This is a genomic window from Burkholderia sp. Bp9012 (genome assembly GCF_003853825.1).
GTDB lineage: Bacteria > Pseudomonadota > Gammaproteobacteria > Burkholderiales > Burkholderiaceae > Burkholderia > Burkholderia diffusa.
The window spans coordinates 99,474-126,035 of sequence record NZ_QTQA01000023.1 but is presented as its reverse complement, the minus strand read 5'-3'; the positions used below and the strand labels follow the sequence as shown (position 1 = coordinate 126,035).

Annotated in this window: 25 protein-coding genes and 1 pseudogene; 12 read left to right on the top strand and 14 right to left on the bottom strand. The window is 65.7% G+C overall.

The window, feature by feature from the left end; all coding sequences use genetic code 11:
- Window positions 1–62 precede the first annotated feature (62 nt).
- The 3 genes and pseudogenes from DIE11_RS27545 to DIE11_RS27535 all read left to right on the top strand — a co-directional run.
- Window positions 63–5,375: pseudogene (locus DIE11_RS27545) on the top strand (GH36-type glycosyl hydrolase domain-containing protein); the annotation flags it as partial.
- Between the two features lie 155 nt (window positions 5,376–5,530).
- The gene (locus DIE11_RS27540; protein WP_174908190.1) at window positions 5,531–5,755 is read left to right on the top strand and encodes a glycine zipper 2TM domain-containing protein; all 225 of its coding nucleotides are present in this window, start codon (window positions 5,531–5,533) and stop codon (window positions 5,753–5,755) included.
- 86 nt (window positions 5,756–5,841) lie between these two features.
- Window positions 5,842–7,023 (top strand): fatty acid desaturase, encoded by a 1,182-nt coding sequence (locus DIE11_RS27535; RefSeq protein ID WP_124628436.1) that lies wholly within the window; start codon window positions 5,842–5,844, stop codon window positions 7,021–7,023.
- Between the two features lie 66 nt (window positions 7,024–7,089).
- Here the strand turns inward: DIE11_RS27535 and DIE11_RS27530 are convergent, their stop codons facing one another.
- Complete coding sequence (locus DIE11_RS27530; RefSeq protein WP_124628434.1) at window positions 7,090–7,269, bottom strand: hypothetical protein; 180 nt, start codon at window positions 7,267–7,269, stop codon at window positions 7,090–7,092.
- Window positions 7,270–7,682: 413 nt separating this feature from the next.
- Window positions 7,683–8,462 (bottom strand): PRC-barrel domain-containing protein, encoded by a 780-nt coding sequence (locus DIE11_RS27525; protein ID WP_124628446.1) that lies wholly within the window; start codon window positions 8,460–8,462, stop codon window positions 7,683–7,685.
- Window positions 8,463–9,081: 619 nt separating this feature from the next.
- Here DIE11_RS27525 and DIE11_RS37440 point away from each other — a divergent pair.
- Window positions 9,082–9,264, top strand: a complete 183-nt coding sequence (locus tag DIE11_RS37440; RefSeq protein ID WP_082728783.1) for a hypothetical protein — start codon at window positions 9,082–9,084, stop codon at window positions 9,262–9,264.
- A gap of 151 nt (window positions 9,265–9,415) precedes the next feature.
- Here DIE11_RS37440 and DIE11_RS27515 read toward each other — a convergent pair whose 3' ends face one another.
- From DIE11_RS27515 to DIE11_RS27500, 4 genes are all read right to left on the bottom strand, one after another.
- Window positions 9,416–10,135 carry a Crp/Fnr family transcriptional regulator gene (locus DIE11_RS27515; protein ID WP_124628431.1) on the bottom strand — a complete coding sequence of 240 codons (720 nt, stop codon included), beginning with the start codon at window positions 10,133–10,135 and terminating at the stop codon, window positions 9,416–9,418.
- A 557-nt stretch (window positions 10,136–10,692) separates the two neighbouring features.
- A complete protein-coding gene (locus DIE11_RS27510) occupies window positions 10,693–10,965 on the bottom strand; it encodes a hypothetical protein (RefSeq protein ID WP_124628429.1) in 273 nt (90 codons plus the stop codon).
- 62 nt (window positions 10,966–11,027) lie between these two features.
- Entirely contained in the window at window positions 11,028–11,225 is a 198-nt protein-coding gene (locus DIE11_RS27505; RefSeq protein WP_124628427.1) for a hypothetical protein, read from the bottom strand.
- A gap of 669 nt (window positions 11,226–11,894) precedes the next feature.
- A complete protein-coding gene (locus DIE11_RS27500; protein WP_124628425.1) occupies window positions 11,895–12,431 on the bottom strand; it encodes a papain-like cysteine protease family protein in 537 nt (178 codons plus the stop codon).
- An 84-nt stretch (window positions 12,432–12,515) separates the two neighbouring features.
- On the opposite strand from DIE11_RS27500, the gene DIE11_RS36565 reads away from it, so the two are divergent.
- Complete coding sequence (locus DIE11_RS36565; protein ID WP_185633828.1) at window positions 12,516–13,238, top strand: hypothetical protein; 723 nt, start codon at window positions 12,516–12,518, stop codon at window positions 13,236–13,238.
- A gap of 41 nt (window positions 13,239–13,279) precedes the next feature.
- Here the strand turns inward: DIE11_RS36565 and DIE11_RS27485 are convergent, their stop codons facing one another.
- On the bottom strand, window positions 13,280–14,437 hold the full coding sequence (locus DIE11_RS27485) for a DUF4382 domain-containing protein (RefSeq protein WP_124628419.1): 1,158 nt from the start codon (window positions 14,435–14,437) through the stop codon (window positions 13,280–13,282).
- Window positions 14,438–14,773: 336 nt separating this feature from the next.
- Between DIE11_RS27485 and DIE11_RS27480 the strand changes: the two genes are divergently transcribed.
- Complete coding sequence (locus DIE11_RS27480) at window positions 14,774–14,986, top strand: hypothetical protein (RefSeq protein ID WP_059598746.1); 213 nt, start codon at window positions 14,774–14,776, stop codon at window positions 14,984–14,986.
- A 48-nt stretch (window positions 14,987–15,034) separates the two neighbouring features.
- On the opposite strand, the gene DIE11_RS27475 is transcribed toward DIE11_RS27480, so the two are convergent.
- The 3 genes from DIE11_RS27475 to DIE11_RS27465 form a co-directional block, all read right to left on the bottom strand.
- Window positions 15,035–15,337, bottom strand: coding sequence for a hydrogenase maturation factor (locus tag DIE11_RS27475; RefSeq protein ID WP_124628418.1), 303 nt, complete (start codon window positions 15,335–15,337; stop codon window positions 15,035–15,037).
- Window positions 15,338–15,423: 86 nt separating this feature from the next.
- Window positions 15,424–15,846, bottom strand: a complete 423-nt coding sequence (locus tag DIE11_RS27470; protein ID WP_124628415.1) for an NUDIX hydrolase — start codon at window positions 15,844–15,846, stop codon at window positions 15,424–15,426.
- Window positions 15,847–15,944: 98 nt separating this feature from the next.
- Window positions 15,945–17,333 (bottom strand): nucleobase:cation symporter-2 family protein, encoded by a 1,389-nt coding sequence (locus tag DIE11_RS27465; protein WP_124628413.1) that lies wholly within the window; start codon window positions 17,331–17,333, stop codon window positions 15,945–15,947.
- Window positions 17,334–17,471: 138 nt separating this feature from the next.
- Here DIE11_RS27465 and DIE11_RS27460 point away from each other — a divergent pair, with 138 nt between their 5' ends.
- The gene (locus DIE11_RS27460) at window positions 17,472–17,843 is read left to right on the top strand and encodes an SDR family oxidoreductase (protein WP_226114912.1); all 372 of its coding nucleotides are present in this window, start codon (window positions 17,472–17,474) and stop codon (window positions 17,841–17,843) included.
- 31 nt (window positions 17,844–17,874) lie between these two features.
- Here DIE11_RS27460 and DIE11_RS27455 read toward each other — a convergent pair whose 3' ends face one another.
- The gene (locus DIE11_RS27455) at window positions 17,875–18,852 is read right to left on the bottom strand and encodes a LysR family transcriptional regulator (RefSeq protein ID WP_124628444.1); all 978 of its coding nucleotides are present in this window, start codon (window positions 18,850–18,852) and stop codon (window positions 17,875–17,877) included.
- Between the two features lie 133 nt (window positions 18,853–18,985).
- Between DIE11_RS27455 and DIE11_RS27450 the strand changes: the two genes are divergently transcribed.
- The 3 genes from DIE11_RS27450 (at window position 18,986) to DIE11_RS27440 (ending at window position 21,459) form a co-directional block, all read left to right on the top strand.
- Window positions 18,986–19,702 carry an SDR family oxidoreductase gene (locus DIE11_RS27450; protein ID WP_124628411.1) on the top strand — a complete coding sequence of 239 codons (717 nt, stop codon included), beginning with the start codon at window positions 18,986–18,988 and terminating at the stop codon, window positions 19,700–19,702.
- A 267-nt stretch (window positions 19,703–19,969) separates the two neighbouring features.
- Window positions 19,970–20,305 carry a putative quinol monooxygenase gene (locus tag DIE11_RS27445; protein WP_124628409.1) on the top strand — a complete coding sequence of 112 codons (336 nt, stop codon included), beginning with the start codon at window positions 19,970–19,972 and terminating at the stop codon, window positions 20,303–20,305.
- Window positions 20,302–21,459, top strand: coding sequence for an iron-containing alcohol dehydrogenase (locus tag DIE11_RS27440; protein ID WP_059598752.1), 1,158 nt, complete (start codon window positions 20,302–20,304; stop codon window positions 21,457–21,459). The genes DIE11_RS27445 and DIE11_RS27440 overlap by 4 nt, the downstream gene beginning before the upstream one ends.
- Here DIE11_RS27440 and DIE11_RS27435 read toward each other — a convergent pair.
- Window positions 21,441–21,827, bottom strand: a complete 387-nt coding sequence (locus tag DIE11_RS27435) for a LysR substrate-binding domain-containing protein (RefSeq protein ID WP_124628407.1) — start codon at window positions 21,825–21,827, stop codon at window positions 21,441–21,443. The two genes, DIE11_RS27440 and DIE11_RS27435, sit on opposite strands and share 19 nt — an antisense overlap.
- A gap of 47 nt (window positions 21,828–21,874) precedes the next feature.
- On the opposite strand from DIE11_RS27435, the gene DIE11_RS27430 reads away from it, so the two are divergent.
- Entirely contained in the window at window positions 21,875–22,459 is a 585-nt protein-coding gene (locus tag DIE11_RS27430) for a putative glycolipid-binding domain-containing protein (RefSeq protein WP_124628406.1), read from the top strand.
- Between the two features lie 12 nt (window positions 22,460–22,471).
- Here DIE11_RS27430 and DIE11_RS27425 read toward each other — a convergent pair whose 3' ends face one another.
- Entirely contained in the window at window positions 22,472–23,464 is a 993-nt protein-coding gene (locus DIE11_RS27425) for a sulfonate ABC transporter substrate-binding protein (protein ID WP_124628404.1), read from the bottom strand.
- Window positions 23,465–23,675: 211 nt separating this feature from the next.
- Entirely contained in the window at window positions 23,676–24,083 is a 408-nt protein-coding gene (locus DIE11_RS27420; RefSeq protein WP_124628402.1) for a DUF427 domain-containing protein, read from the bottom strand.
- Between the two features lie 362 nt (window positions 24,084–24,445).
- On the opposite strand from DIE11_RS27420, the gene DIE11_RS27415 reads away from it, so the two are divergent.
- Window positions 24,446–26,107 carry an ABC transporter substrate-binding protein gene (locus DIE11_RS27415; RefSeq protein WP_124628400.1) on the top strand — a complete coding sequence of 554 codons (1,662 nt, stop codon included), beginning with the start codon at window positions 24,446–24,448 and terminating at the stop codon, window positions 26,105–26,107.
- Window positions 26,108–26,562: the final 455 nt, after the last annotated feature.

Genomic DNA, 26,562 nt, shown 5'->3' with positions numbered 1-26,562 from the left:
TCCATGACGATACTCCTATGAACGGTAACGTCAGCAGTTACGATACGCCTGCCGGAGCAGTCCATACCATTAACTGGTACGACACGCGCGACCTGCTGCCTCTCGAGCCGCGGTATGTGTCGACGGTCGACAGCGGCAATCTCGCCGGGCACCTGATCGCGCTCGGCAACGGTTGCCGGGCGTGGGCGAATCAGCCCGCTGGCGTGGGACGGCAGGCCGCGCATGAAGGGATCGGCGATACGCTGGCGCTGTTGCGCAAGGCCGTGTGCCGGGATGGCGACGCCCGGACGACCTTGCACGGCGAATTCGAGCGGGCCGCGACCGAACTGGAGGACATGCTCGCCGCGACGGAATGGAACGCGATCACGATCCTCGCTGCGACAGTCGCCGATGTCGCGCGCGCGCTGATGGACGAGATCGGCCGGGTGCGAGGCGGCGACGTCGACGACGTGTTGTTCTGGGCGCAGGCGCTGGAGCACGTGGTGCAAGGGCATTGCCGTGATGCGACGCGCACGCCGGACGAGGCGGACGTGCTGAACAAGCGTCTTCAGGTGCTGGCCGATACTGCGTTGCAGATGGCCTATGCAATGGAGTTCGGCTTTTTGCTCGACCCGGTGCGCAACCTGCTGTCGATCGGCTACGCGGTGGCGGATGGACGGCTCGATCCGGGCAACTACGATCTGCTGGCGTCGGAGGCTCGCCTGGCGAGTTTCGTCGCGATCGCGAAGGGCGATGTTCCGGCGCGCCACTGGTTCCGGCTAGGCCGTCTGGCGACGCCGATCGGGCACGGCGCGGCGTTGATCTCATGGTCGGGATCGATGTTCGAATACCTGATGCCGTCGCTCGTGATGCGCGCGCCGGACAGCAGCCTGCTTGCACGCACCAATCACCTGGTGGTGCGACAGCAGATCGCCTATGGTGACGGGCTGCGCCTGCCGTGGGGCATGTCCGAGTCGGCGTACAACACGCGCGACATCGAGCTGACCTATCAGTATTCGAGCTTCGGCGTGCCGGAGCTGGGGCTCAAGCGCGATCTCGACCAGAATCTGGTGGTCGCGCCCTATGCGACCGCGCTTGCGGCGATGGTCGCGCCGCATGCCGCCGCGTGCAACTTCGAACGGCTGCGTACGGCCGGCGCATGCGGGCGCTTCGGCTTCTACGAAGCGCTCGACTATACGCCCGCGCGCGTTCCGGAAGGCATGCCGGTTGCCATCGTGCAGGCGTTCATGGCGCATCACCAGGGCATGTCGATCGTGTCGATCGCCAATGCGTTGCTGGGCGGGCGCATTCGCACCTTCTTCCATGCGGAACCGGCCGTTCGAGCCACCGAGCTGCTGTTGCAGGAGCGGGTGCCGAGCCGGGTCGCGGCAGGGAGGCCGCGGGTCGACACGCGCCCCGCCGGCAGGATGCATGGGATCGATGCCGGTGTCGCGCGGCGCCTGCTGTCCGCGAACGATCCCACCCCCGTCACGCATCTGCTGTCCAACGGCCGCTACGCCGTGATGCTCACGGCCGCGGGGTCCGGCTACAGCCGTCGCGACGATCTGGCCGTTACGCGCTGGCGGGAGGATGCGACGCGCGACGATTGGGGCAGCTATCTGTATCTGCGAGACGCCGAGAACGGCGACGTCTGGTCGGCCACGTGGCAGCCCACCGGCGTGGTACCGGACAGCTACGACGTGACGTTCACCGAGGATCGCGCCGAGTTCGTGCGTCGCGACGGCACCTTGACGACGTCGCTCGAGGTGGTGGTATCAGCCGAGGACGATGCAGAGGTGCGTCGGGTGTCGGTGGCCAACACGGGCACCCGGCCGCGCGTGATCGAATTCACGTCGTACGCGGAAATCGTGCTCGCGCCAGCCGCCGCCGATCACGCGCATCCCGCATTCTCGAAGCTGTTCATCGAGACCGAGTACATGCCGGCGTCCGGCGCCATTCTGGCGACGCGCCGCAAGCGCGCGCCGAACGAGGCGGAGGTGTGGGCCGCTCATCTGGCGGTGACTTCCGGCGAAACCGTCGGCGCGGAAGAATTCGACACCGACCGATTGCGTGTCATCGGACGCGGACGCAGCGTTCGTTTGCCGCTTGCGCTGACCGAACGGCGTGCGCTGAGCGCTTCCGAAGGCGCGGTGCTGGACGCGGCGTTCACGTTGCGGCGGCAGTTGCGGATCGAGCCGGGCGCGAAGGCGAGCATCGTCTACTGGACCATCGTCGCGGATTCGCGCGCGCAGTTGCTCGATCTGGTCGACAAGCATCGCGACGGTGAATCGTTCGCGCGTGCGGCGATGCTCGCGTGGACCCAGGCGCAGGTGCAACTGCGGCACAGCGCGGTGAGCCTCGACGAGGCCGCGTTGTTCCAGCAGCTGGCCGGATACATGCTCTACAGCGATGCGTCGATGCGGCCGGGCTCCGCCGCGCTGCTGCGCCATGCCGCGGCGATATCGGCGGCGGGTGGCGTGGGCGCGTCGCCGTTATGGACGCATGGCGTATCGGGGGATCTGCCGATACTGCTTGTCCGGATCGACGACATCGAGCACATCGCCATGGTGCGGCAGGTGATTCGCGCGCACGAGTACTGGCGAATGAAGCGGCTCGAGGTCGATCTGGTCATTATCAACGAGCGCGCGGCGTCGTATGTGCAGGATTTGCAGGCGGCGCTCGAAGGGCTGGTGCGGCCCCGGCAGCCGCCGGGCGAAGCCGGACGCGGCAATATTTTCGTCCTGCGCGAGGACCTGATGGCGGTGGCGGCGCGCGCACTGTTTCCGGCCGTTGCGCGAGCCGTGCTCGCCGCGCGCAACGGCCGGCTGGTGGACCAGTTGCGGCGCCTCGCGGCTTCGCCGCTGCCCGCGCGCCCGGATGCCGCGAGCCCGCCGTTGCCGCCGCCCGCGATTTCTCCACCGAAGGGCGCACAGGCCGGCGCCGGTCTCGAATACTTCAACGGCATCGGAGGTTTCGCGCGCGGCGGCCGCGAATACGTCGTGATCCTGCAGCCCGGTCAATGCACGCCGATGCCGTGGGTCAACGTCGTCGCGAATCCATCGTGCGGCTTCCTGACATCGGCGGAGGGGGGCGGCTATACCTGGGTGACGAACAGCCGCGAGCATCCGCTGACGCCGTGGTCGAACGACCCGGTCACCGATCCGCCGAGCGAAGTGTTCTACATCCGCGACGACGAGACTGGCGTGCGCTGGGGGCCGCAGGCGGGTTCCATCGGCGACGACGCGCCGAGCGCGAGCGCTTTCGTGGCGAGTCATGGCCAGGGCTACAGCCGGTTTGCGCATTCCGCCGCCGATGTCGCCGTCGAGTTGCTGCAGTTCGTGCCGCTGGCCGATCCTGTCAAGATTTCCCGCCTGAGCCTGCGCAACCTGTCGGACCGGCCCCGCCGGCTGTCCGTCGCAATCTATGCGGAGTGGGCGATGGGCGCGTCGCGCAGCGCCTCGGCGCCGCACACCGCGAGCGAGATCGATCCGCCCACCGGCGCGCTGTTTGCCCGCAACGACTGGAGCCAGGTGTATCGCGGCAGAGTGGCGTTCGCCGATCTATGCGGCCTGCAAACCTCGTGGAGCGCGGACCGGCGCGAGTTCATCGGCCGTAATGGCGTCCTGAGCGATCCCGCCGGTTTTCCGGGCAGGGCCGGCGCGTCGCCGTTGTCGGGCCGCGTCGGCGCCGGGCTCGACCCGTGTGCCGCGTTGCAGACCACGGTCGATCTCGAACCCGGCGGCAGCGTAGAAATCGTCTTGCTGCTCGGCGAAGGCGCCGACGCGGCAACGGCGCGTCAGTTGATCGCGCATTACCGTCAGGCGAATCTCGACGCGATATTCGCCGCCGTGACGGCGTTCTGGGACGAGACGCTCGGCGCCGTTCAGGTCGAAACGCCTGATCGTGCGATGGATCTGATGCTGAATCGCTGGCTGCTGTACCAGACGCTGTCGTGCCGGATCTGGGCGCGTGCGGGCTTCTATCAGGCGAGCGGCGCGTACGGTTTTCGCGACCAGCTGCAGGATGGCATGGCGCTCGCGGTTGCCCGCCCGGCCCTGACGCGCGAGCATCTGCTGCGGGCGGCGGCGCGCCAGTTTCCCGAGGGCGACATGCAGCACTGGTGGCTGCCCGAAAGCGGCAGCGGCGTCCGCACGCGGATCTCCGACGACCGGGTCTGGCTCGCCCATGCGGTTGCGTACTACGTCGACGTCAGCGGCGACCGGGCGATTCTCGATGCGTCGATTCCGTTCATCGACGGACGACCGCTGGCCGCCGACGAGCAGGACGCGTTCTTCATCCCGCGCATCTCGGAGACGAGCGCGTCGCTGTTCGAGCATTGCGCGCGCGGGTTGGAGTGCAGTCTGGCGCATTTCGGCGAGCATGGTCTGCCTCTGATCGGCACGGGCGACTGGAACGACGGCATGAATCGGGTCGGCGAGGCCGGGCGGGGCGAAAGCGTCTGGCTCGGGTGGTTCCTGCATGCGACGCTCACGGCGTTCGCCCCGCTCGCCACGGCGCGCGGCTCGGGCGAACTGGCTGCGCGCTGGCTGACGCGCGCCGACGCGTTGCGCGACGCACTCGCCAATGCGGGGTGGGATGGCGCGTGGTATCGGCGCGGCTACTTCGACGACGGCACGCCGCTCGGCTCGGCCGGCAACGCCGAATGTTCGATCGACTCGATCGCGCAGTCGTGGAGCGTGCTGTCGGGCGCGGCGGACCCGGCGCGCGCCGCGCAGGCGATGGGCGCGCTGGACGCGCGACTGATCCGCCGCGACGATGGCCTGGCGTTGCTGTTCGCGCCGCCGTTCGATCGTTCGCCGGTCGATCCCGGCTATCTCAAGGGCTATCCGCCGGGCATCCGGGAAAACGGCGGCCAGTACACGCATGCGGCCACGTGGTCGGTGCTCGCGTTCGCGCAAATGGGCGACGGCGATCGTGCCGCGAATCTGTTCGCACTGCTCAATCCGATCAATCGCAGTCGCACGCGCAGCGGCGCGAATCGCTATCGGGTGGAACCATACGTGGTTGCGGCCGACGTCTATTCGGTCGCGCCGCATGTCGGCCGGGGCGGGTGGACCTGGTACACCGGCTCGGCGGGCTGGCTGTATCGCGCGGGCGTCGAAGGCCTGCTCGGCCTGCGCAAGCATGGCGACATGCTGTCCATTCAACCGTGCATCCCGCGGTCCTGGCCGGGCTTCAGGGCCACGCTGCGCCACGGGGCGGCGCACTACGACGTCGTGGTCGAGAATCCCGACGCCGTCAGCAGCGGCGTGTCCAGCCTCGTCGCGGATGGCGTGCGGCTCGCCGCCGGCGAAGTGGCGGTACGACTCGTGGACGACGGCCGGCGCCACCGCGTGGTCGCGACGCTGGGGGTGGCGCAAGCGGTGCTTCTGTGAGGCGACAGGTCGGCACCCGGGCCGGTACGTTAGCGGACGGACTGCGCGCGATGCACCGCCCATCATGAACCGACGTCCCGAATTTCATCGGGATGTCAGCGCATGGGCTTCCGTGCGTCGTGCCGGATCGGACGGCGCGGCGGCAACCCGAGGGGATGATCATGAGAAAGCTACATTCCGTGGCAGTCGAGATGGCGATAGTCACGTTGACGATTGTCGTGCTGGCGGGTTGCGGCGGTATGTCCCGCCGCGGAACGGATACCGTGATCGGGGCGGGTGTCGGTGGCGTCGCCGGCGCGGTCCTGACGGGCGGCAGTGCGTTGGGCACGGTGGGCGGCGCGGCCGTCGGCGGCGTTGTCGGCAACCAGGTCGGGAAATAGGCCGGCCGAAGGGTAGGGAATCGGTACGCGCACTCGCCGTCACGGCGAAGCGCGTGGATACGGGCGTGACCCGGAGTGCGACCGGTATGTCGGCATTTCTCCTGAACGGCGGGCTGAGGCTGTCCTGGTGGCAGCTTGCGTGGGTCGTGTTCGCGCTCACGCACGTCACCATCATCAGCGTGACCGTGTACCTGCACCGCTGTCAGGCGCATCGCGCGCTGGATCTGCGCCCGTGCGTCAGCCACTTCTTCCGGTTCTGGCTGTGGTTGACGACCGGCATGCTGACCATGCAGTGGGTCGCGGTGCATCGCAAGCATCACGCGAGGAGCGAGACCCCGGAGGATCCGCATAGCCCGCGAACCCGTGGCCTCGCGACCGTGCTGCTTCGCGGCGCGGAACTGTACCGGGAGGAAGTGCGGAACGAGGAAACGCTGCGCCGGTATGGATCGGGCACGCCGGACGACTGGCTCGAACGCCATGTCTATGCCCGCTATCCGAATCTCGGCGTCGGGCTGCTCGCCGTGATCGACGTCGGGCTGTTCGGGCTCCCCGGCGTGGCGGCATGGGCGATCCAGATGATGTGGATTCCGTTCTGGGCCGGCGGCGTGATCAACGGTTGCGGCCACTTCAGCGGTTACCGGAATTTTGCGACGCCCGATGCGAGCACCAACCTCTTCCCGTTGGGCATCCTGATCGGCGGGGAAGAACTGCATAACAATCATCACGCATACGTGACGTCCGCCAGGCTGTCGAACCGATGGTTCGAGTTCGACATCGGCTGGCTGTACATCCGCCTGCTGGCGGCGTTGAGACTGGCTACCGTTCGGCGCGTCGCAACGAAGCCGCGCCTGCTCCCGAACAAGGCAGTGGTCGACGACGCAACGCTGCAAGCGGTCATCCGGAACCGGCATGCGGTGATGGCCGCTTATGCGCGCATCCTCGAACCAGCCTGCCGGCGGGAGCTTCGCCGCATCAAGGACATGAGCCGCGACGACAAGCGCGCGTTCGCGCTCGCCATGAAACGCTGGCTGCGCCAGGCCTGGGGCCATCGGGGCAAGCCCGATCTGCGGGCGCTGACGAGCCCCAATGCCAACCGGCGAATGCGCGTGTACGTCGATATGTACGAGGCGTTGCTCGAGCTATGGACGTGGTCACACGCGTCGCACGAGCAATTGCTGGTTCAGTTGCAGGATTGGTGCCGTTGCGCGGAGCTGAGCGGCATCAAGGCGATCGCCGATTTCTCGACGCGCCTGCGCCGGTATGCGTGATTATCCCGGGCCGCCCGCGACCTGCGATACAGGACACCGGCGTGCCATGGCGTGTGCACGTGCCGCTCATTTCGCCCGATTGTCCGGGCGCAAATAGCGCCACTTGCTCGCATTCGAATTGATGCCGGCATCCTGACGGACGCGCCTTTCGGACCGCTCGATGTCGGCGCGGGCGAGATCTTCCCGCTGCTTCTGCCGGGTCGCCTGATCGCGTTGATCAAGTGGTGTGCCTGAATGTTGTTTCATAGATCCTCCTGACTGGAGCGTGTCGTGTATCGATATCGACCACTGCCGCGAATGCGTGCAGACACAGAATGGGCGAGAAAAAGGGGGGAGTCGGTACGATGCCGTGCAGTGGCGGTTAGCGTCGCTTCAAATCTTCATGCAGATGCTTTTCGGCGATGTCCGCCGTGACCCGCGTGCGCCCGGTACTTTGCCGGACAGACTCCACGCTCGCGCTCGTCCACCTTGAGATCGAAAGAGTCGATGCACGTGACGAACCGGGTGCATCGAGCACGTGGCTCGCATGAAGGAGCTGGGCAACTTACGTCCCGGCTGCTCCGGCATTCGAGATGCGGCACGGCAGATTTCGACGCGAACGGCGCGTGCGCGTGTCGAGGCTGGCGGGTTGCGTTGGCTTCCCCTCGCGCGGGTCTGCGTTATCGGTCTGCGTTCCAGTAACCATGCTTGCCGTAGAACTCATGCAACTCGATTTCGTAGCTTCGATGAACGAGCTGCGAATCGTCGTAGCGAGGGCTCCGGCGGATTGCATCGCGCGTGAGCGTGGTCGATACCGTTTTCGTTGACCAGTCCACGTGGTCGAGCCAGTGGGTCGCGATCAGCACTTCCTTGCCGATCGACCACCAGCTCGATGTGTCGATCGCCAGGTAGCGGATCACCCACGCTTCGTCGTCGTAAATGAAGTCCGACACGTGGCCGATATGTCCGTCCGTGGCTTCGAGCCGATATCTGTCGACCTCGCCGGTGCTATGCAAATGCGTATCCGCCGGTGCGCCGGACGGCGCGGTGCCCGAGAAAAGCGGATCGCCCGCTTCAGGGTCCTGCGACGGCCCCGCAGGATCGAAAGCCGGGTACGCGCCCATTCCCCAAAGGTTCGGCCCGCCCCAGTAAGTCGGGTAGTTGTAGTAACGCAGGATCTCGATTTCGTGCTGGCGGGATACCGGCTTGTGCGTGTCCAGATTCGGGCTATCTCTCACTTGCTGTTGCGTCAGGTTGACATATAGCGTGCGGAACTCGGCATGCGTGACGGAATACGGCGAGATCAGCACCTGCCTGTCGTGCAGCCAGTCGCCCGTCTCGACGACGAGGTAACGGATGCACCAGTTGTCATCGTCGAAGTAGGCCTGGCGGATGTGCCCGATATCGCCGTCCTTCGCTCGAACCGTGTCGCCGTGCAGCTTTCGGATGCTTCGCAACATGATGTCCTCGCCAGAGCAATGCCCGGCGCTTTGCTGATCCGGCCGACATGCCTGCCGTGCGGTGGCATCCAGCCGTTCGTCCGCTGATGCGGAGCGTTTCTTGCCGAGCGCGTCCCCTCGGATGGCCGGCATATTTGAAACGCTACACGCGACGAATGGCCGATGCGGTACGAGACCGTACAAAGCGCGAACGGGGGCAATTGGGCGGCCTCCTCCAGGCATGTCGCGAGATCCTACCGCCCGTCGACCGATTCGGTCAGGTGGCATAGCTCTACGCGCGACGCGCGGGCTCAGTCTGTCCGATGCCGACGGTTTGTCGGTGCGCGTGAGGAGCGGAACCGGAGCGGCTCCGGAGCGTGCGCGGACCGGCTGCGTGTTTGTCAGTGCGGTCCGGCTGAGTCGAGGTCCCGGTCGATGCGACGGCAATGCGAAGCCGCGAGCGTGTTCGTCCTGCGGTGTCCGGTGTGTTGCGGCGAAACGCGCGCGTGCCCGGCGGAATATTCAGATCGGGCCTATGCTGGCGTTGTGACCGGCGGCATTCCACGCTGGCGTGTCGCCAGCACGCAGCCCGTCGAATCCGGGCCAGCCTCATCCGGCACTCAGCTCCACGGAGGTGGATATGCGCAGCAGGTATCGAGAGCAGCATACGAACGGTGGCAAGAGCGAACGCAATGTCGACGAGGCGGTCGAGGGGACGTTCCCCGCCAGTGATCCGCCATCGATCGGCGGTGTCACCCGGATGATTTCCCGCCCGGCCCATCGAAAGCATCACCGGAAGTCGCACCACATCAAGCACCGTTAGCGCAGGTTGCGCGGCGCGGGTTGGCGCGTTGCGTGACCGGGATACTGGGTAGCCTGAATGTAGCTAATCAGTCTCGTCGAGAGCGCGAAGGTGTCGATCCTCCGGTTTCGCGCCTTCGGGAGCGTCACGGAAATCTGCGGTGCGATAGCGGCTAGAGTCGCTTCAGGTCGGGAAGCAGGCGATCGAATTCGCGTTTGACCACTCCATAGCATTCGCACACGCGCTTTTCGAGTCCGGGGCGGTCCAGCACTTCGATATGGCCGTAGTTGTAGCGGATGAGGCCTGCGTCTTGCAGCTTCAATGCCGCTTCCGTTACTCCCGACCTGCGCACGCCCAGCATGTTGGCGATCAGCTCCTGCGTCATACGCAGCTCGTTCGAAGGCAGGCGGTCGAGGCTGAGCAGCAGCCAGCGGCACAGTTGCTGATCGATCGAGTGATGCCGGTTGCACACCGCGGTCTGGGCCATCTGCGTGATGAGTGCCTGGGTATAGCGCAACAACAGGCGTTGCATCGAATTGCCGCGCCGGAATTCTTCTTTCAGGATGCGCGCGTCGAGCCGGTAGGCTTGCCCCGCGCTTTGTACCACGGCGCGGCTCGGCGTCGTTTCGCCGCCCATGAACAGCGCCACGCCGATCATGCCCTCATGGCCGACGATCGCGATTTCAGCGGAAGAGCCGTCCTCCATCACATACAGCAACGAAACGATCGACGTGGTCGGAAAATAGACGTGATGAAGCTGGCCACCCGACTCGTACAGCACGTTTCCCAACGGCATGTCGACAAGGGTCAGGTGAGGGGCGAGGTGATCTCGTTCATCTTCTGGCAGCGCGGCAAGCAGGTGATTTTCGGTAATGGGCGGGTTGTCCAGCATGCGTGGCTCCTGCGCTCGCGCGCGGCTGACGATGGAGAATCCGGCCGATATGGGCGCAGCGGGAATTGGCGGGACGGGGCAACCATCATACTTTACCGATCCGACGACCGGACAGGATGGTGGGGGCAATGCGTCCTTTTTTTTCGATGAATTCGGAATGACCGTTCGAATGCGAATCTACCTTCAAGAATTATAGTGTCGGCACATGTCTCATCAAGGTTGCGCGCTCTCGATACGGCACCGATATTTCACTGCGCGGTTGACGGAAAATCCAGGTCGCCACGCGTGCGCAGCGTCGACCGCGGAAGATACGCGTCGATGACTCGGGTGCGTCGGTGTTCAGCGTTCAGGTGGGGGTACGTCGAGGCGGTGGATCCAATCGAAGCGCGCGAAGGCGGAGGGAACGCGAGGCACTGGCGATATCATGCCGGTTACGAATGCGATTGAAAGTCTGATCACGCAACTGCGCAAGATCATCAAGACGCGTGGTCACTTCCCGAATGATGAGGCGACTGCGAGCGACATCCGATTGACGGAGTGCCTGCAAGCCGGGCGCTTCATTTCCGGCGCCGCAGCCGACTTAGAAGCTCGAGCGCTACCATGTCAGCATCGTTGTTCATCATCTCCGCTCGCAGCAGCAAACCGCCGACACGAACGGCCGCATCCCAGCTCGCCTCAGACATCGTCTGGTGATTGGTGGCCAGCTGCTCGGCGAGAGCAAGTAGCGCCGTCATCGTTCCCGGCTCGCCGGACGTTCGGCACTCTTCATGCCCTGCAACTAGCTGGAACAGAGCCAGAATCGATTCGGCAGTGATGGGAGGGGTGGCCATATGATCCTTATACGCCCTTTATCCTTGCCGGGCGACCTTTCAAGTCTGGCCCTTGAGCTCGCCTAGTATCGCCGCGCGTACCCTTCTCGATACAGAGTCGCACCGATAGACGTCAGCAGGGCGATGTCTTCCTCGCTCAATGTGTTCCATGCCTCTGCCAGCCAACCAGCAAAGCCTGCGCAGGCGTGGTCCATGTCGATCATCGCTCTTCCTTCGGCGTTCAGTTGTTCGAAAACAGTGATCACATCGTGGGGAGTCATGAAGTGCTCCTGATGAGATTCCAGCATACTCGGTATCCAGTCCGGCGCCACCTAAATCGACCGACGCTGTTGATGTCCACGCTGAATTGACCCATCGGGGACGCGATATGCATATCGGCAAATGCGGGCTTCGACGCCATGTGTAGACACGACCTGTACGCCATTCGCGATTGCCGTCTGTGGGGAGGCCGCCAATGTTTTGAAACGGCACTTGCCATGCTTGGTGAATCACCCAGGCAGGTCGGCACGCCAGCTCCGGCTGATGCGGACATTCATGCAGGGGTAGACAATGGCCGATGCGATGCAGCGGTATAGGAGCGAACTGTCCAAAGCCACGCGCGGCAGAGGTGCACCGGCTTCTATTTGCCCTGGAACTAGCGTGAAGCAGGCCACTGTGTTCCTCCCAGAACGCTGACTGGCACGAGGAGACAGCCGGCGTTCAGGTCAACGGCGTTTGCTGGCTCCGCCCGGATTGCGCTGGATCGAGTTTGACGGTAGCGACGACGATACCTCGACAGAACTCGTCTTGAGATATTGCGCGTTGGTGATTATTCATAGAAGGCGCGCGATGATGCTCCAATGCACGCGACCCAAAGCCGACAACAGCCGACTGAATATATCGGTATCGTGGACGGGATCGTCATTGCCCGACTGCGCGGAATGGAGTACTTAATAGTGCGTCTTGAGTGAGCCCTTCACCAATAAGCAATTGTCGTGGGGGCCCAGTGCGCTGCGGAACATTTTGATATCCATGGTCTTTGCGGCCGGCTCCCAAGGGTCGTTGTAAAAGACAACTGTATCCTTGACTCCAGTCACGACGATGGCATGCTGCTGCCCCATGTGGAAGGCGCCGCCGGCCCAGATTGGACCGTATCTCCATAGAGCGTCTTCCAACCACTCCGTTGTGACTTCTGTTTTGAATGGCTTCGGGGGATCGAGGGGCATGAGGCCCTCGACACGGATAAGCTTCGAGATGGACGCTTGGGCCATCCCCTGATCCTTGCGCCATACATCCGGTAAGCCAAGCCGTGGCCCTGGACGAAAGTAATATGAAACCATGCACGCGGCTGCGTACCAGCAAGCCATGTCTCCATGTGGTTGCGGGCCTTTGCCGTCGCCCTTGTCGAGCGTCAGCCACTCACCGTCGGAATTTCTTCGTTGCCCGACGAGAGGCACAGTAAGTAACCGATAGTTCGGGCGCTTCACTCCTGATCTCCCGAGCGATGCTATGTGCTGAAGAATAGGAAGTATTGCAACGCGAAGCAACGGCGGGACTCAACTCGCACCGCGATGCGAATTATTCAATTGCTGCAGAATAGCGCGTCGTGCGCTGTCCCATTGCAGCGTCGTGGCAAGGATCGGTTCCGCTACGATGAGCACGCCCAGGATTTTGAGCCAGAGGATCAGGCGCGCGTTCGCGACCATACTCCCATCAGCGCTGTCGTGACGATTCGGCGCGACTTCCTCGACACGCAAGGGCCACGACGGTGGGTTGTTGTTCGTGGCGAAGAGCGCGTCCAGGCGGTCTGGCCGATCCGGTCGATATTCGCGCTGACTCGTAGCGAGCAAAGCGCATGGTCCTTGCTCCAGACGACAAGCACTTTGGAAATCGTCTCATCGCAGCCGGCCGTAGGCGGAACGGTCCTTCCCGGGCTCGGGCGCGAGATCGATGCGATGGATCTCCGCATCGCCCGGATTGCGACCGTCAGGCGCCGGTTGATCACGGCCGCCGAGATGGTGATCGTGGCAGGTGCGGCGGACCGGGCTCGCTGCGTACCCGTTGCGGCAGCGTTGAAAATAGAAGGCCCGCGATACGCGGGCCTCGTGCAATCAGCAATTGCCTTTCTTTGCCTGTCCGGGCGGGCAGAACCCGTTCCCCGGGCCGCCTTGCGGCGCAATGACCACCGGTGGGCCCGGCACGTATGCGACGCACCCGCTGAGCGCGCCGACCACGCTCGCCGCTGCAAGCAATGCGATAACCCCTTTCTTCACTTCGTTCTCCCGTTTTATTGAGGAAAGGGCCGTGCGGCCCTTTCGGTGATGCTGCCGACGCGTCAGAAGCTGAAATTGACGTTCGACTGGCTGGTCGTTGCGTTGACGTTCGTCGATTGCGTTGCGCCCGACGCTGCGTCCGCCTCGATCGTGTATTGTGCCGCGGCACCCGGCGACGCAGCCAGCGCGACCGGCAGCGAGCCCGAGTAAGTGCCGACGATCGGCGCGGCCGTGGGTACATTGAGCGCATAGGCGCCCGTATCCATGTTCGCGTTGATCGACGTGATCTCGTACGCGTTTGCATCGACGGTCTGCAATGCACGCACGAACGCATCGGCGCTTGCCGTCACCGTGCCGCTGACCGTGCTCATCGTCGATGCCGGCAGCGTGATCGGCGCGTTCGACGCCGACACCGCCGTGGTTGTGTTCACGACGACAGGAACCGAGCGCACGATGCCTGACGCGAAGTTGTTCTGCACGATCACGACGTCGTAGTTGCCTTGCGTCGAGCTCTGGATCAGCGGCGACAGCACGAACTTCCCGGTACCGTCGGCAACCGTGCCGCGGACCACCTTGCCGCCTTGTTCCGCATACACGGTCGCGCCTGCTTCGGCCGATGCGACGTAACCGGAGATCGCACCGCTCACGACGGTCGGGATCGCGGTGACGACCGGCTTCAGTGCGTACGTGCCGTTGCCGCGCTGGACGATCGACTTGCACGCGTTGAAGTCGAGCACGAGGTCGACGAGCGTGTTCGGCTGAACCGTGAAAGGCTGGATGATCTTGTAGCCGCTTTGCGTTGCGCTCGGCGTCGCGAGCGCCTGTTCCGTGCCGCCGGTCGGAACGACCGAGTTCGCGAGGGTATTGCCCTGGTTCTGCGCGAGAACCAGGCGGACCTGTTGATACTGGCCCGCCGGCAGCGCGGTCTGACCGATATCGGCGAGCACGCCGTTGGTCAGCGACAGCAGGTCGATCTTCTGTGGTGTCGCCAGCGTGATCGTCGACCAGCCGGCGTCGTTGTCGGAAGCATTCCCATTCGCATTGACGCGGACCTGCGAGACGGTTATGAAGACATGATCGAAGCCGCATGAAGGCGCATCGGTCATCGCGACATGCAGCGTGCCGGTTTGCGGGCTGCCGTCATCGCCGCCGCCGCATCCTGCGAGCGCCAACGGCACCGCTGCCGCACATAGTGCGGCCTTCCAGAACGTCTTGTTCATTGTTTTGTCCCCCTCCGAAGTTATTGTGGGTGCAACGAAGCATAGCGTCGGGAAGTGCCCAAAGTATGGACAGTTTTGAAACGAACCGTAAATTCTGCGTCGGAGCGTAAGGACTGACGCTTCTCGATCGGTATTCGCGATGCAAGGGCCGGTAATGCAGTTCGCGGCGAATGAATCACGTCCGGGAACACGGCCCGTTTCGCGATTGGCGAAAACTTGATCGGTGAAAGCACTGAATCCACCCCGATTATTTCGCCGCTATAGTCGAAGCACGAACGGTAGTCGCGTGCGCCATGCGCCGCGACCGTTCAGGTAACGACTGTAGACGGGTGCTGTATGAAAAACACAATCGAAAAGACCACCGGACCGGTGTGGGGTGTGGCGGCAGGCGTAATCCTGGCTGCCGCGGGACTGAGTCTCGGCATTTTCCCGAAATCGCTGAACAGCATGGGAACCGTAAACGACTTCATGGCATCCGGCGTCGCGATGCTGGGGATCTTCCTCGTCGTCTATTCCACGCACGAACTACGACGAAAACGCCTGAACTGAGCGTCGGGGCACCGTCTCCGCGCCGAACGCTCCAGGCCGAACGCCGGCTCAGGAATGCGCGCGCCCGTCGGTGGAGCCGGCATCGACCAGCAGGTCGTCGACGATGATTTCGCCGGCCGCCCGGCCCGCGCGTAACGCGTTGAGGGTGTCGTCGAACAGGCGGCCGCCATCGTCGCCGAGCCGGACCGGCGCCAGCAGGCGCGGCGCGCAGCCGGCCGCGCGAACCTGCACGACCGCCACGAACCCGAACCGAAGCGTGGCGGGTGGTGGCGCGTGGTCGCGCGGTTCGTCTAGCCGGAATTCGCAGCGGACATCGATGGTGTATCCGCGGTAGGTGTACGCACTGTTCATCTGCAGCTCGCTCGGAAGGGAACGCGACGACGGACCGTGGGCGCATGATATCGGCTCGTGCGAGCCGGTGGGGATGGGGTGTCTACCTACTTGAGGATTTCGTGCTGGTAGACGAGCTCGACGATGCGCTTCGTCGGGATGCTCGCGCGCAGCGCATCGACGTTGTCGATACGAAACCACTTGCACGTCTCGATCTCGTTGCTGGCCTGGGCCGTATGCTCCGGGCCGACTTCCGCGAAGAACACATGGTGCACCTTCGCGAGCCCGGTGAACTGCATCGAGTAGACGAGATTCTGGCCGACGATGCCGGTTTCTTCCAGCAGTTCCCGATGTGCAGCCTCGAGCGGCGTTTCGCTGCGCTTGATCGTGCCGCCGGGCAACGCCCAGCGCGACGATACGCGCGCAACGAGCAAGACCTGTTCTTCGCGGTAGCAGACGACGGTTGCGCGTTCCTTGACGGGAACCGCACTGGCTTCCGGCGTATTCGTGGAGACGGGAGCTTGAGGCATGATCCGATTCTAGCGAGAGTCGGCCGCCCGTCCAAGCGGGAGCCGCCGAGCGCGCCGCGACCCGTCGGTCGGGCCGCGTTGCGATGGAATCCGTAGCGTTACTTCTGTTCCGGCAAGAACCAGTTCATCACGAGCGCGCAGATGCCGCCCGTCGCGACGCCCGATTCCAGCACGTTCTTCAGTGCATGCGGCAGGCTGTTCAGGATATCCGGCACTTGCGACACGCCGAGGCCGAGCGCGAGCGACACCGCGATGACCAGCAGCGCACGGCGATCGAGATGGATGCCGGACAGGATGTTGATGCCCGATGCGGCCACCGCGCCGAACATCACCATCGCCGCACCGCCGAGCACGGGCTCGGGCACGGCCTGCAGCGCGCCCGCGACGACCGGGAACAGGCCGAGCACCACGAGCATGCCCGCGATCCAGATGCCGACGTAGCGGCTTGCGACGCCGGTAATCTGGATCACGCCGTTGTTCTGCGCGAACACGGAGCTCGGGAACGTGTTGAACACGCCGGCCAGCAGCGAGTTCGCGCCGTTCACGAGCACGCCGCCCTTGATCCGTTGCATCCACACCGGTCCCTCGACCGGCTCCTTCGAGATCTTGCTGGTGGCGGTGACGTCGCCGATCGCCTCGAGCGACGTGACGAGGTAGATGATCAGCATCGGCACGAACAGCGACCACGAGAAACCGATGCCGAAGTGCAGCGGCGTCGGGACCTGGAACAGCGCGGCCTGATGCACGCCGGTAAAGTCGAGGCGGCCCAGCACCGCGGCCGCGGCATAGCCGATCACGAGCGCGATCACGAGCGCGGTGCTGCGCACCCACACGATCGGCACGCGGTTCAGCAGGATGATCGTGCCGAGCACGAGGCACGACAGCGTCAGGTTCTGGGCGCTCGCGAACGTGCCGTTGGCCATCGCGCCGTAGCCGCCGCCCATGCTGATCAGGCCGACCTTGATCAGCGTGAGGCCGATCAGCAACACCACGATGCCGGTGACGAGCGGCGTGATCAGGCGCTTCACGAACGGCAGGATGCGCGACACGCCCATCTCGACGAACGAACCGGCGATCACGACGCCGAAGATCGCGGCCATCACGGTCTCGACGGGCGTGCCCTGCTTGACCATCACGCTGCCGCCGGCGATCAGCGGGCCGACGAAGTTGAAGCTGGTGCCCTGCACGATCAGGAGGCCGGCGCCGAGCGGACCAAAGCGCTTGCACTGCACGAAGGTCGCGATACCGGAAATCACCAGCGACATCGACACGATAAGGGTCGTATCGCGGCTCGATACGCCGAGCGCCTGGCAGATCAGCAGGCCGGGCGTGACGATCGGCACGATGATCGCCAGCAGGTGCTGGAGCGCGGCGACGAAGGCGACCATCGGCGCGGGCCGGTCATTGGGGCCATAAACGAGGTCGCGCGACGAATCGGCGTCGTCGGTGCCGTGGGAGGCAGATCGGGCGGGGGAGGCGGGTTGCATGGCGAGCGGGCCGGACAGGATGGAAAGTGCGGCATTTTAGCCGAAGGGCCGGCCGGCGCCGCCCGGCGCGATGCAATGGTTGGAATTCGGGAAAGCGGTGCCGGATCCGTGTCGTCGAGGGCGTGGCGCCGCCCCGGTTTGTCAGCGCGTGCGGCCCGGCGGGCGCTCCGGCGGACAGCTGGCGGGCAACTGGCGGACCGTCCGTCCGGGCAGGGCACGTCGGTCATCGCGGCCGCCGTGCGCGGCGTCGAGGCGCTGGCACAGTCGCTTGCGCTCGAGCTCAGGCCGATTCGCGTGAACGTCGTCGCGCCCGGTTTCGTCGACACGCCGCTGTACGACGCATTCGGCCCGCAAGCGCGCGACGCGATCCTCGGCGGGGCCGCGTCGTCGTTGCCGGGCGGCCGCGTCGGTCGCGCCGATGAAGTCGGGGAAGCGATCGCGTTCCTGCTGGGCAACCGCTTCATGAACGCCGAGATCCTGCACATCGACGGGGGCGGCCGGCTGGTGTGAGGCGCGGGCGTTGCGTGCGGATCGTGATGCTTCAGTCGGCGGCGCCCGTTTTCGTGCCGCGCACCCGTGCGCGCGGTGCGCGGGCCGCCGGATACGCGCGTTTGCACACGTCGATGATGACATCGCGCAGACGGCGATGCACCGGGTCGCGCTGCATCCGCGGATGCCAGAGCGCGGAGATCAGGATCTCGGGCAGCCGGACCGGTATCGCGAAGGTGCGCAGCCCCAGCGCGTCCACGAGCCCCGGCGTGAATGCGTTGCCGAGGCTCGAGCGCGGCACGAGCGCAATCAGGTCGGTGCCGGCCGCGACGCGTATCGCATCGGGATAGCCGGGCACCACGACCTGAACGATTTGGGCGGGCGCGAGCGTGCCTGCCGGATCGTTCGCCGGCCCGCCGAAGTCGCCGAGTTGCGATGCGATCACGTGACGGCAGGCCGCGTAGCGCGCAGGCGTGATCCTGGCCGCCGCGAACAGCGGATGCCCGGCGCGTGCCACCGCGACGTGTCCGTCGTGAAAGAGCTCGCGCGTGTGCAGTTCGGGCGCGTCGTCGCCGCGCTTGCCGATTTCCAGGTCGACCATGCCGTCGCGCAGCGGCCCCGGATCGCGGTCGAGCCTGGCGACGAAACGCACGCGCACACCGGGTGCGATTTCGCCGATCGCCGCGACCACCGGGCCGGCGAGCATGTCCATGAACGACGCCGCCGCACGAATGGTGAACGTGGACGACAGCGTGGCCATGTCGAGATCGGCCGTGGCCGGACGAAGCACGGCACGGGCATCGCTCGCGATGGCATGCACGCGATCGCGCAACGCCGATGCGTGCGGCGTCGGCACGAGCCGGCGTCCGGCGCGCACGAGCAGTGGGTCGCCCGTGGCGGTGCGCAGCCGCGTGAGCGTGCGGCTCATCGCGGAGGTGCTCAGTCCGAGCCGGCGCGCGGCGCCGGTCACGCTCCCTTCGGTCAGCAGCACGTCGAGCGCGGTGACGAGGTTCAGGTCGATGTCTTCCATCCGGACAGCATACGGTATCGCACGCCGTGACAGGGCGTTTAATGCAACTATTGATTGAGTTCGGTGCGTCTGGTGCATGTGAAGGTGCACGCCTATAGTGGCTGGATGACGAACGCCGGCAAAGGTGAAATCCATGCAATCGACTTTATCGAACCCCAAGACACCATCGATCCTGCTCGTCGCGGCCTCGCGCGGCCTCGGGCTTGCGATGGCGGAACAGTTCCTGAACAAGGGCTGGCACGTCACTGGAACCGTGCGCGCGGCATCGGGGCACACGCAGCTGCACGCGCTCGCCGAACGCTTCGACGGACGGCTCGAGGTCGAGACGCTCGACATCTGCGAGCCGGAACAGCTGACCGCGCTGCGCGCGCGCTTGTCGGGCCGGCGCTTCGACATGCTGTTCGTGAACGCCGGCACGACCAACGATCCGAACGAAACGATCGGCGAAGTCACGACCGCCGAATTCGTGCGCGTGATGATCACGAATGCGCTGGCGCCGATGCGCGTGATCGAGGCGCTGCAGGATCTCGTGACCGCGGACGGCCTGATCGGCGCGATGTCGTCGGGGCAGGGCAGTGTCGCGAACAACGTGAGCGGAATGCGCGAGGTCTACCGCGGCAGCAAGGCCGCGCTGAACCAGTTCGTGCGCAGTTTCGCGGCGCGCCAGGCCGGCACGCCGCGCGCGATGGTGCTGATGGCGCCGGGCTGGGTCCGCACGGAACTCGGCGGGCCCGATGCGCGATTGACGATCGACGAAAGCGTGCCGAGCCTCGTGAACGTGTTGATCGAGAAGCATCCGCGCGCGGGGCTCGAATACCTCGATTACCAGGGGCGCACCGTGCCGTGGTAGCGGCCGGAGCAGCGGCGCGCGTGACGCGGGCAAAGCCGGCCGGCCAGGGCATCGCGCCGGCATGCGACGAACCTGCCGCGAACCGGTCGCGCGGAGCGCTGCCGCCGCGTGCGTGACGATGCGCTGCGCGCACGGCGCCGATTCAATACAATGCGACGTCTGGGCGTCGGCATCGTGTCGGGCCGCCGACCGCCACCTTCGACGAGCAACCGCGCATTGTGGAATGACGACCCGTCATGACGGGCGCTGGCGAATACGGAGCGCAGCATGAACGAACCTTACCTGCAGGTCATCGCGCATTTCTTCGCGAAACCCGGCAACGGCGACCGCGTGATCGAACTGCTGGCCGAACTCGCGCCGGCCACGCGCACCGAGCCGAAAAACCTCGACTATGCGTACTTCCGGTCGCCGGTCGATCCCGACCACATCGTGATCCTCGAACGCTACAGCGATGCCGACGGCCTCGACGTCCATCGGGAAACGCCGCATTTCCAGCGGATCGGTGTCGGCGCGATCATTCCGCTGCTCGATCGCCGCGACGTGACGCGCTACATGGTGCAGCCGGACACCGGCACGGCGACGCCACCGGGAGACGCCCGATGAACCCGTTTCAATTCCGTACCGTTCCGACGCAGATCGTCGAATTCGGCGCCGCGCGCCGGCTCGGCCCGCTGTTGCGCGAACGCTTTCCGGCGCTCGCGCGGCTGTGCGTCGTCACGGACGCGTTCCTGCATCGCAGCGGCGTGCTTGCGCCCGCGCTGGAGAGCCTCGCCGCGCACGGCTGGCAGGTGACCGTGATCGACGACGTGATCGCCGATCCGCCCGAGCACGTCGTGCTCGAGGCGACCGCGCGGGCGGTGGCGGCCGATGCGGAAATCGTGCTCGGCCTCGGCGGTGGTTCGTCGATGGACGTCGCGAAGCTGATCGCGGTGCTCGCGCCGGGGCGGCAGGCGCTGGCCGACATGTACGGCGTCGACAAGGTTGCAACGTCGCGGCTGCCGCTCGTGCAGATGCCGACGACGGCCGGCACCGGCTCCGAAGTGACGGCCGTGTCGATCGTCACGGTCGGCGAGGCGCGCAAGATGGGCGTCGTGTCGCCGCACTTGTTCGCGGACGTCGCGATCCTCGACGCCGAGCTGACACTCGGGCTGCCGCGCGCGGCAACGGCCGCGACGGGCATCGACGCGATGGTGCATGCGATCGAGGCCTATACGTCGTCGAGGCTCAAGAATCCGGTGTCCGACATGCTGGCCGTGCAGGGATTGACGCTGCTGTCGCGCAACTTGCTGAAGGCCTGTGACGACGGCCGCGATCGGCACGCGCGCGAAGCGATGCTGGTCGGCGCGATGTTCGCCGGCCAGGCATTCGCGAACGCGCCGGTCGCGGCCGTGCATGCGCTGGCCTATCCGGTCGGCGGAATTTTCCACGTGCCGCACGGGCTGTCGAACGCGCTCGTGCTGCCGCATGTGCTGCGCTTCAACGCACCGGCTGCCGCGCCGCTGTATGCGGAGCTCGCGGCGATCGTCGCGCCGTCGGCGAGCGGTAGCGACGAAGCGAGGACGCAGGCGCTGATCGACGAGATCGATCGCCTGATCGTTGCGACGGGCATTCCGCGCACGCTGCGCGAGGTCGGCATCGGCGAGGGCGACCTGCCGAGGATGGCGTCGGACGCGATGCTGCAGACGCGCCTGCTCGTGAACAATCCGCGCGAAGTCACGGAAGCCGATGCGCTGGCGATCTATCGGCAGGCGTGGTGACGCGGCGCGCGTGACTTGCCGCGCGCGAGCGCATTGACGCAGGCCTGTGCCTGCACGACGCCGATGCCGCCGCAGGCCAGGATCGTGTCGAACATCGGACGCCAATGGCTCGTCGTCGTCACCGTCCGGGTCCGCGCGTATTCGAGCTTGTTGTCTTCGCTCTGCAGCGGCAACTGCTCGTTCGCGAAGATGCCCTTGACGTGGATGAACGGGTGCTCCACCAGATCGGCCTTCGTTGCGATCGGGCCGAAGCGGTCGAGACAGGCGGGGGCGGCCACGAGCACGCGGTCGACTGTGCCGAGCGGATGCGCGACGAACCGATACTCGGTAGTGGTTCGGCGGCACGCGCCAAAGGCGCATGAGATCACCGAGACCGTGAGCGAAAATCCGGTTCATGCAATCGATGGAAGACGACATGACGCAACAGGACGAAGCAGCGCGCACGCGATGCGTCGCGTGGCAGGTCACGCAGACCTGGCACGCGGCGGAATGGTGCCGGCTCGTCGAGACGCGCGCGGGCATCGACCTGTCGGGCGCGGTGGCGGGCGCGATCGACGGCACGCCGTTTCGCGTCGACTATACGATCGCGTGCGGCGCCGACTGGCTGACGCGATCGGTGCACGTGACGGTCTGGCTCGGCGCAGCGCCGGCCCGGCGATTCGCAATCGAGCGCGACGCGGGGCGCTGGACGATCGACGGCGTCGACGCGCCGGCCCTCGCGGGCGCGACCGACATCGATCTCGGCTTCAGTCCGTCGACCAATACGCTGCCGATCCGGCGTCTCGGGCTGGCGGTCGGCGCGTCGGCCGTCATCCACACGGCCTGGCTGCGATTTCCCGCGTTCGAGATCGTGCGCGGCGAGCAGCGCTATACGCGCACGGCGGAGCACGTTTACCGCTACGAGAGCGGCGCGTATGCGGCCGATATCGCGGTCGACGATGCGGGCCTCGTTACCGATTACGACGAGTGGCGGCGGACCGGCGCGACGTGTTCGCCCTGACGCGACGCTGCGTCAGCGCGCGTTGGCCACGGTCACCTTGCCGGGAATCAGCTTCAGTGCGCTGAACGCGTCGGCGATGTTCTGCTGATACGCGAGCGTCGCATCGGTGACGGGCTGCACGCCATAGCCGGTGCGCTTGAGCGCGACTTCGAGCGTCGGCGCGTCGAGGCCGACGAGCGGCGACAGTTGCGCGGCGACTTCCTGAACGTGGTCGCGTCCCCAGCGATCGACCGCGTCGACTTCGTCGAGCAGCGTGCGCAGCACCTGCGGCTGCGCGGCGGCATACTTGCGCGCGGCGAGGTAGTACTGTGTGTTGCGCACGAGCCCGTCGCCGTTCGCGACCACGCGTGCGCCGAGCTGCCGTTCGGCGGCCGCCAGGTACGGATCCCAGATCACCCACGCGTCGACGCTGCGCTGCACGAACGCGGCGCGCGCGTCGGCGGGCGTCAGATAGATCGGCTGGATGTCGGCATACGTGAGGCCCGCATGCTCCAGCGCCTTCACGAGCAGATAGTGGACGTTCGAACCCTTGTTGAACGCGACCTTCTTGCCGCGCAGCTGCGCGACGGTTCGGATCGGCGAATCGGGCAGCACGACGATCGCCTCGCCGTGCGGCGCGGGCGGTTCGTTGCCGAGATAGACGAAATCGACGCCCGCGGCCTGCGCGAAGATCGGCGGCGTCTCGCCGACCGTGCCGACGTCGATCGCGCCGGCGTTCAGCCCCTCGAGCAACTGCGGGCCGGCCGGGAACTCGAGCCATTGGACCGTCACGCCCTGGCTCGCGAGCCGCTTCTCGAGCGTGCCGCGCGCCTTGAGCACGACGAAGTTGCCATATTTCTGAAAACCGATGCGCAGCCGCTTGTCGCTGCCCTGCGCCAGTGCAGGCGTGCCCGCGAGCGGGCCGAGCGCGAGCCCGGCCAGTCCGGCGGCCGCGCCGTGCAGCCACTGGCGGCGTCGCGGATTTGCCGGGGTCGTTTCAAGATCTGCGTACGGTGTGTCGTTCATCGAGGCGTCCTGCTGACGGGTTCACGGAAGCGCACTTGAGGCGCGACCGGCACTGGACGCAGCCGGATGCGTGCGCTGCGCGCGGCCGGCCGGCCCGCGCCGGATGCACGACGATACGGCCGCGCGAATCGGCGGCCAACCAATGAATCCGCATATGCAAATTAGCGGCCGGACGATACGTGAACGACGAGCAGGCAGGGCGTCGCCGCACTCAATCGGTGCCGAGCGGGCTTTCCTCGATCGAGTCGACGCGATCAGGGTAAAACGCGAGGTGCGCGCGAATCGATTCGACGGCCGGGTTCGGATGCTCGTACGTCCACACCGCGTTGGTCGCGCGTTCGCCGCCGACGGGAATCGAGTAATACGCGCAATCGCCCTTGTACGGGCAGTACGTCGCATGGTCGGTGCGTTGCAGCAGCGCCATGTCGGCGTCCTCGCGCGGAACGTACAGCACGACCGGATAGCTGGCTTCGCGCAGCGCCAGCGCGTGGCGCGTATCGGCGACGATCTTGCCGGCCACCTTGACCACGACGCGCGATGGATGCGGTTCGATCGTGATCGGGTGATCGGGGCCCGGAGACTTCACCGGACGAGAGGGCGTATCGGGGCTGATCGACATCGTGGGTCCTCCAGGAAGGGGTGGCGCGCCGACAGGCACGCCGTGCCGCAACGTGCGCGCGGGCGAATCCCCGCACGCCGGTGCTGGCGTTGACCAGCCGATACGATGCGCCAATTCCGGAGAACCTGCAGGGGGCCGGAAGGCATTGCGCGAACGGCGTCGCTGCATGACGCACAACGGCGGCGCATGGCAGCCGGACTCCGCCGGCATGTCCTCGACGCTCGCGCGGACATCTTCATGCAGCGGCAGCGGGATGCATCCCCTGCGATAAGCAACGCGGAATTAATTGGTAAGCGATCGGCGGGCGGCGCGCGAATATCGGCGGTCGTCATTCGCATGACAGTCCTTTCTCGACCGCCACCATGAAGATTCCATTCGTCTCGTTCGCCGCGCATCGTGCGCGGCCCGCATCCGTTGCGGTTGGAGCGCTGCGCGGCATGGCCGCGTCGCTGCTGCTCGCCGGCGCGGTCGCGCACGCGTTCGCGGCGCCGGCCGGCAAGACGCTCGTATTCTGCAGCGAAGGCAGCCCGGCCGGCTTCGACCCCGGCCAGCACACGACCAGCACCGATTTCGACGCGAGCACGTACACCGTCTACAACGGGCTCGTGCAGTTCAAGCGCGGCACGCTCGAGCTCGCGCCGTCGCTCGCGACGAGCTGGGACGTGTCGTCCGACCAGCGCGTCTACACGTTTCACCTGCGGCGCGGCGTGAAGTTCCAGACGACCGCGTGGTTCAGGCCAACGCGGCCGTTCCAGGCGGACGACGTCGTGTTCACGTTCCGCCGCATGCTCGACCCCGATGATCCGTTCCGCAAGGCCTATCCGGTCAGCTTCCCGTACTTCAGCGATCTCGGATTCGACCGCAACATCGAGCGCATCGAGAAAGTCGACGACGATACGGCACGCTTCGTGCTGAAGTCACCCGACGTCGTGTTCGTGCGCAATCTCGCGATGGCGTTCGCGTCGATTCTGTCGGCCGAATACGCGTCGCAGTTGACGGCGCGCCATCGCGAGGCCGACATCAACCAGTTCCCGGTCGGGACGGGGCCGTTCCAGCTGCGCGCGTACCAGAAGGACGCGACGATCCGTTACGACGCGAACCCCGACTACTGGAAGCCGGACGACGTGAAGCTCGCGCATCTCGTGTTCGCGATCACGCCCGATCCGGCCGTGCGGTTGCAGAAGCTCACGGCGGGCGAGTGCCAGGTGTCGGTGTTCCCGCGGCCGGCCGATCTCGAGACGGTGCGGCGTGATCCGAAGCTGACGCTGTTTTCGGGGACGGGCTTCAACGTCGGCTTCGTCGCGTACAACACGCAGCATCCGCCGCTCGATCGTGTCGACGTGCGGCGCGCGCTCGACATCGCGATCGACAAGACGGCGATCATCAAGACCGTATTCAACGGCGACGCGACGATCGCGACGAACCCGATGCCGCCCGCGCAATGGTCGTACAACCCGCGCCTGAAGGACGCGCCGCGCGATCCGGCCGCGGCGAAGGCGCTGCTCGCGCAAGCAGGATTCCCGAACGGTTTCGACCTGACGTTGTGGGCGATGCCGGTGCAGCGCCCGTACAACCCGAACGCGCAGCTGATGGCGCAACTGATCCAGCAGGATTGGGCGAGGATCGGCGTGCGCGCGAAGATCGTCAGCTACGAGTGGGGCGAGTACAACCGCCGCGCGAAACGCGACGGGCAGCACGATGCGATCCTGTACGGCTGGTCGGGCGACAACGGCGACCCCGACAACTGGCTCGGCACGCTGCTCGGCTGCGACGCGGTGCACGGGAGCAACCTCGCGAAGTGGTGCAATGCGGATTTCGAGCGGCTCGTCGGTGCGGCACGCACGAACGCGGACGTCGCGAAACGCACGTCGCTTTACGAGCAGGCCCAGGTCGTGTTCAAGAATCAGGTGCCGTTCACGCCGATCGCGACGTCGATCGTGTCGCTGCCGATCTCGAAGCGCGTGCACGGGGTGACGTTCTCGCCGCTCGGCGGGCACCGGTTCGACGGTGTCTGGCTGGATTGAGGAAGGGAAGCCGGCGCGCGTGCGCCGGCTGTCGGCGCAGAGGTCGGTTCAGTGCGACCGCGGCGTGCAATATTTTCCTGATCGTGCTGGCGTGCACGAAAGGATTGCCGGGCAACGCACGCGAGAGTTTATTCTGAATTCGCAAGTGCGGAGCATGCTTCATTTCGAAAAACTGAATAAAAATCATCGAATTGCACGGCGGCAGAAATGACGCGTCCGGGCATTAACATTCTTACTTCGAGCCATGACCGGTCTGCCGCGCCACGAGGAAAAAGCGGTAAATGACGTGCGCGTATTTCATCGCTGACGCGCTCCGCCCATAAATGCATTCCGACGCCAAATTATTTGAATTCATCCCAAAAATTGTCTATACCCTAGACGAATAAGCGGGATCCGCATCGTGTCAATGCGGCCTTGCGACAGACGAGCGAATGTAGCGGCCAATGCCGTTGCCG

What these genes read in the sequence shown, in the direction of transcription:
- DIE11_RS27540 (WP_174908190.1), top strand. Translation starts at nt 5,531, where the DNA reads ATGATCATGAGAAAGCTACATTCCGTGGCAGTCGAGATGGCGATAGTC.
- DIE11_RS27535 (WP_124628436.1), top strand. Translation starts at nt 5,842, where the DNA reads ATGTCGGCATTTCTCCTGAACGGCGGGCTGAGGCTGTCCTGGTGGCAG.
- DIE11_RS27530 (WP_124628434.1), bottom strand. Translation starts at nt 7,269, where the DNA reads ATGAAACAACATTCAGGCACACCACTTGATCAACGCGATCAGGCGACC.
- DIE11_RS27525 (WP_124628446.1), bottom strand. Translation starts at nt 8,462, where the DNA reads ATGTTGCGAAGCATCCGAAAGCTGCACGGCGACACGGTTCGAGCGAAG.
- DIE11_RS37440 (WP_082728783.1), top strand. Translation starts at nt 9,082, where the DNA reads ATGCGCAGCAGGTATCGAGAGCAGCATACGAACGGTGGCAAGAGCGAA.
- DIE11_RS27515 (WP_124628431.1), bottom strand. Translation starts at nt 10,135, where the DNA reads ATGCTGGACAACCCGCCCATTACCGAAAATCACCTGCTTGCCGCGCTG.
- DIE11_RS27510 (WP_124628429.1), bottom strand. Translation starts at nt 10,965, where the DNA reads ATGGCCACCCCTCCCATCACTGCCGAATCGATTCTGGCTCTGTTCCAG.
- DIE11_RS27505 (WP_124628427.1), bottom strand. Translation starts at nt 11,225, where the DNA reads ATGACTCCCCACGATGTGATCACTGTTTTCGAACAACTGAACGCCGAA.
- DIE11_RS36565 (WP_185633828.1), top strand. Translation starts at nt 12,516, where the DNA reads ATGCGAATTATTCAATTGCTGCAGAATAGCGCGTCGTGCGCTGTCCCA.
- DIE11_RS27485 (WP_124628419.1), bottom strand. Translation starts at nt 14,437, where the DNA reads ATGAACAAGACGTTCTGGAAGGCCGCACTATGTGCGGCAGCGGTGCCG.
- DIE11_RS27480 (WP_059598746.1), top strand. Translation starts at nt 14,774, where the DNA reads ATGAAAAACACAATCGAAAAGACCACCGGACCGGTGTGGGGTGTGGCG.
- DIE11_RS27475 (WP_124628418.1), bottom strand. Translation starts at nt 15,337, where the DNA reads ATGAACAGTGCGTACACCTACCGCGGATACACCATCGATGTCCGCTGC.
- DIE11_RS27470 (WP_124628415.1), bottom strand. Translation starts at nt 15,846, where the DNA reads ATGCCTCAAGCTCCCGTCTCCACGAATACGCCGGAAGCCAGTGCGGTT.
- DIE11_RS27465 (WP_124628413.1), bottom strand. Translation starts at nt 17,333, where the DNA reads ATGCAACCCGCCTCCCCCGCCCGATCTGCCTCCCACGGCACCGACGAC.
- DIE11_RS27455 (WP_124628444.1), bottom strand. Translation starts at nt 18,852, where the DNA reads ATGGAAGACATCGACCTGAACCTCGTCACCGCGCTCGACGTGCTGCTG.
- DIE11_RS27450 (WP_124628411.1), top strand. Translation starts at nt 18,986, where the DNA reads ATGCAATCGACTTTATCGAACCCCAAGACACCATCGATCCTGCTCGTC.
- DIE11_RS27445 (WP_124628409.1), top strand. Translation starts at nt 19,970, where the DNA reads ATGAACGAACCTTACCTGCAGGTCATCGCGCATTTCTTCGCGAAACCC.
- DIE11_RS27440 (WP_059598752.1), top strand. Translation starts at nt 20,302, where the DNA reads ATGAACCCGTTTCAATTCCGTACCGTTCCGACGCAGATCGTCGAATTC.
- DIE11_RS27430 (WP_124628406.1), top strand. Translation starts at nt 21,875, where the DNA reads ATGACGCAACAGGACGAAGCAGCGCGCACGCGATGCGTCGCGTGGCAG.
- DIE11_RS27425 (WP_124628404.1), bottom strand. Translation starts at nt 23,464, where the DNA reads ATGAACGACACACCGTACGCAGATCTTGAAACGACCCCGGCAAATCCG.
- DIE11_RS27420 (WP_124628402.1), bottom strand. Translation starts at nt 24,083, where the DNA reads ATGTCGATCAGCCCCGATACGCCCTCTCGTCCGGTGAAGTCTCCGGGC.
- DIE11_RS27415 (WP_124628400.1), top strand. Translation starts at nt 24,446, where the DNA reads ATGAAGATTCCATTCGTCTCGTTCGCCGCGCATCGTGCGCGGCCCGCA.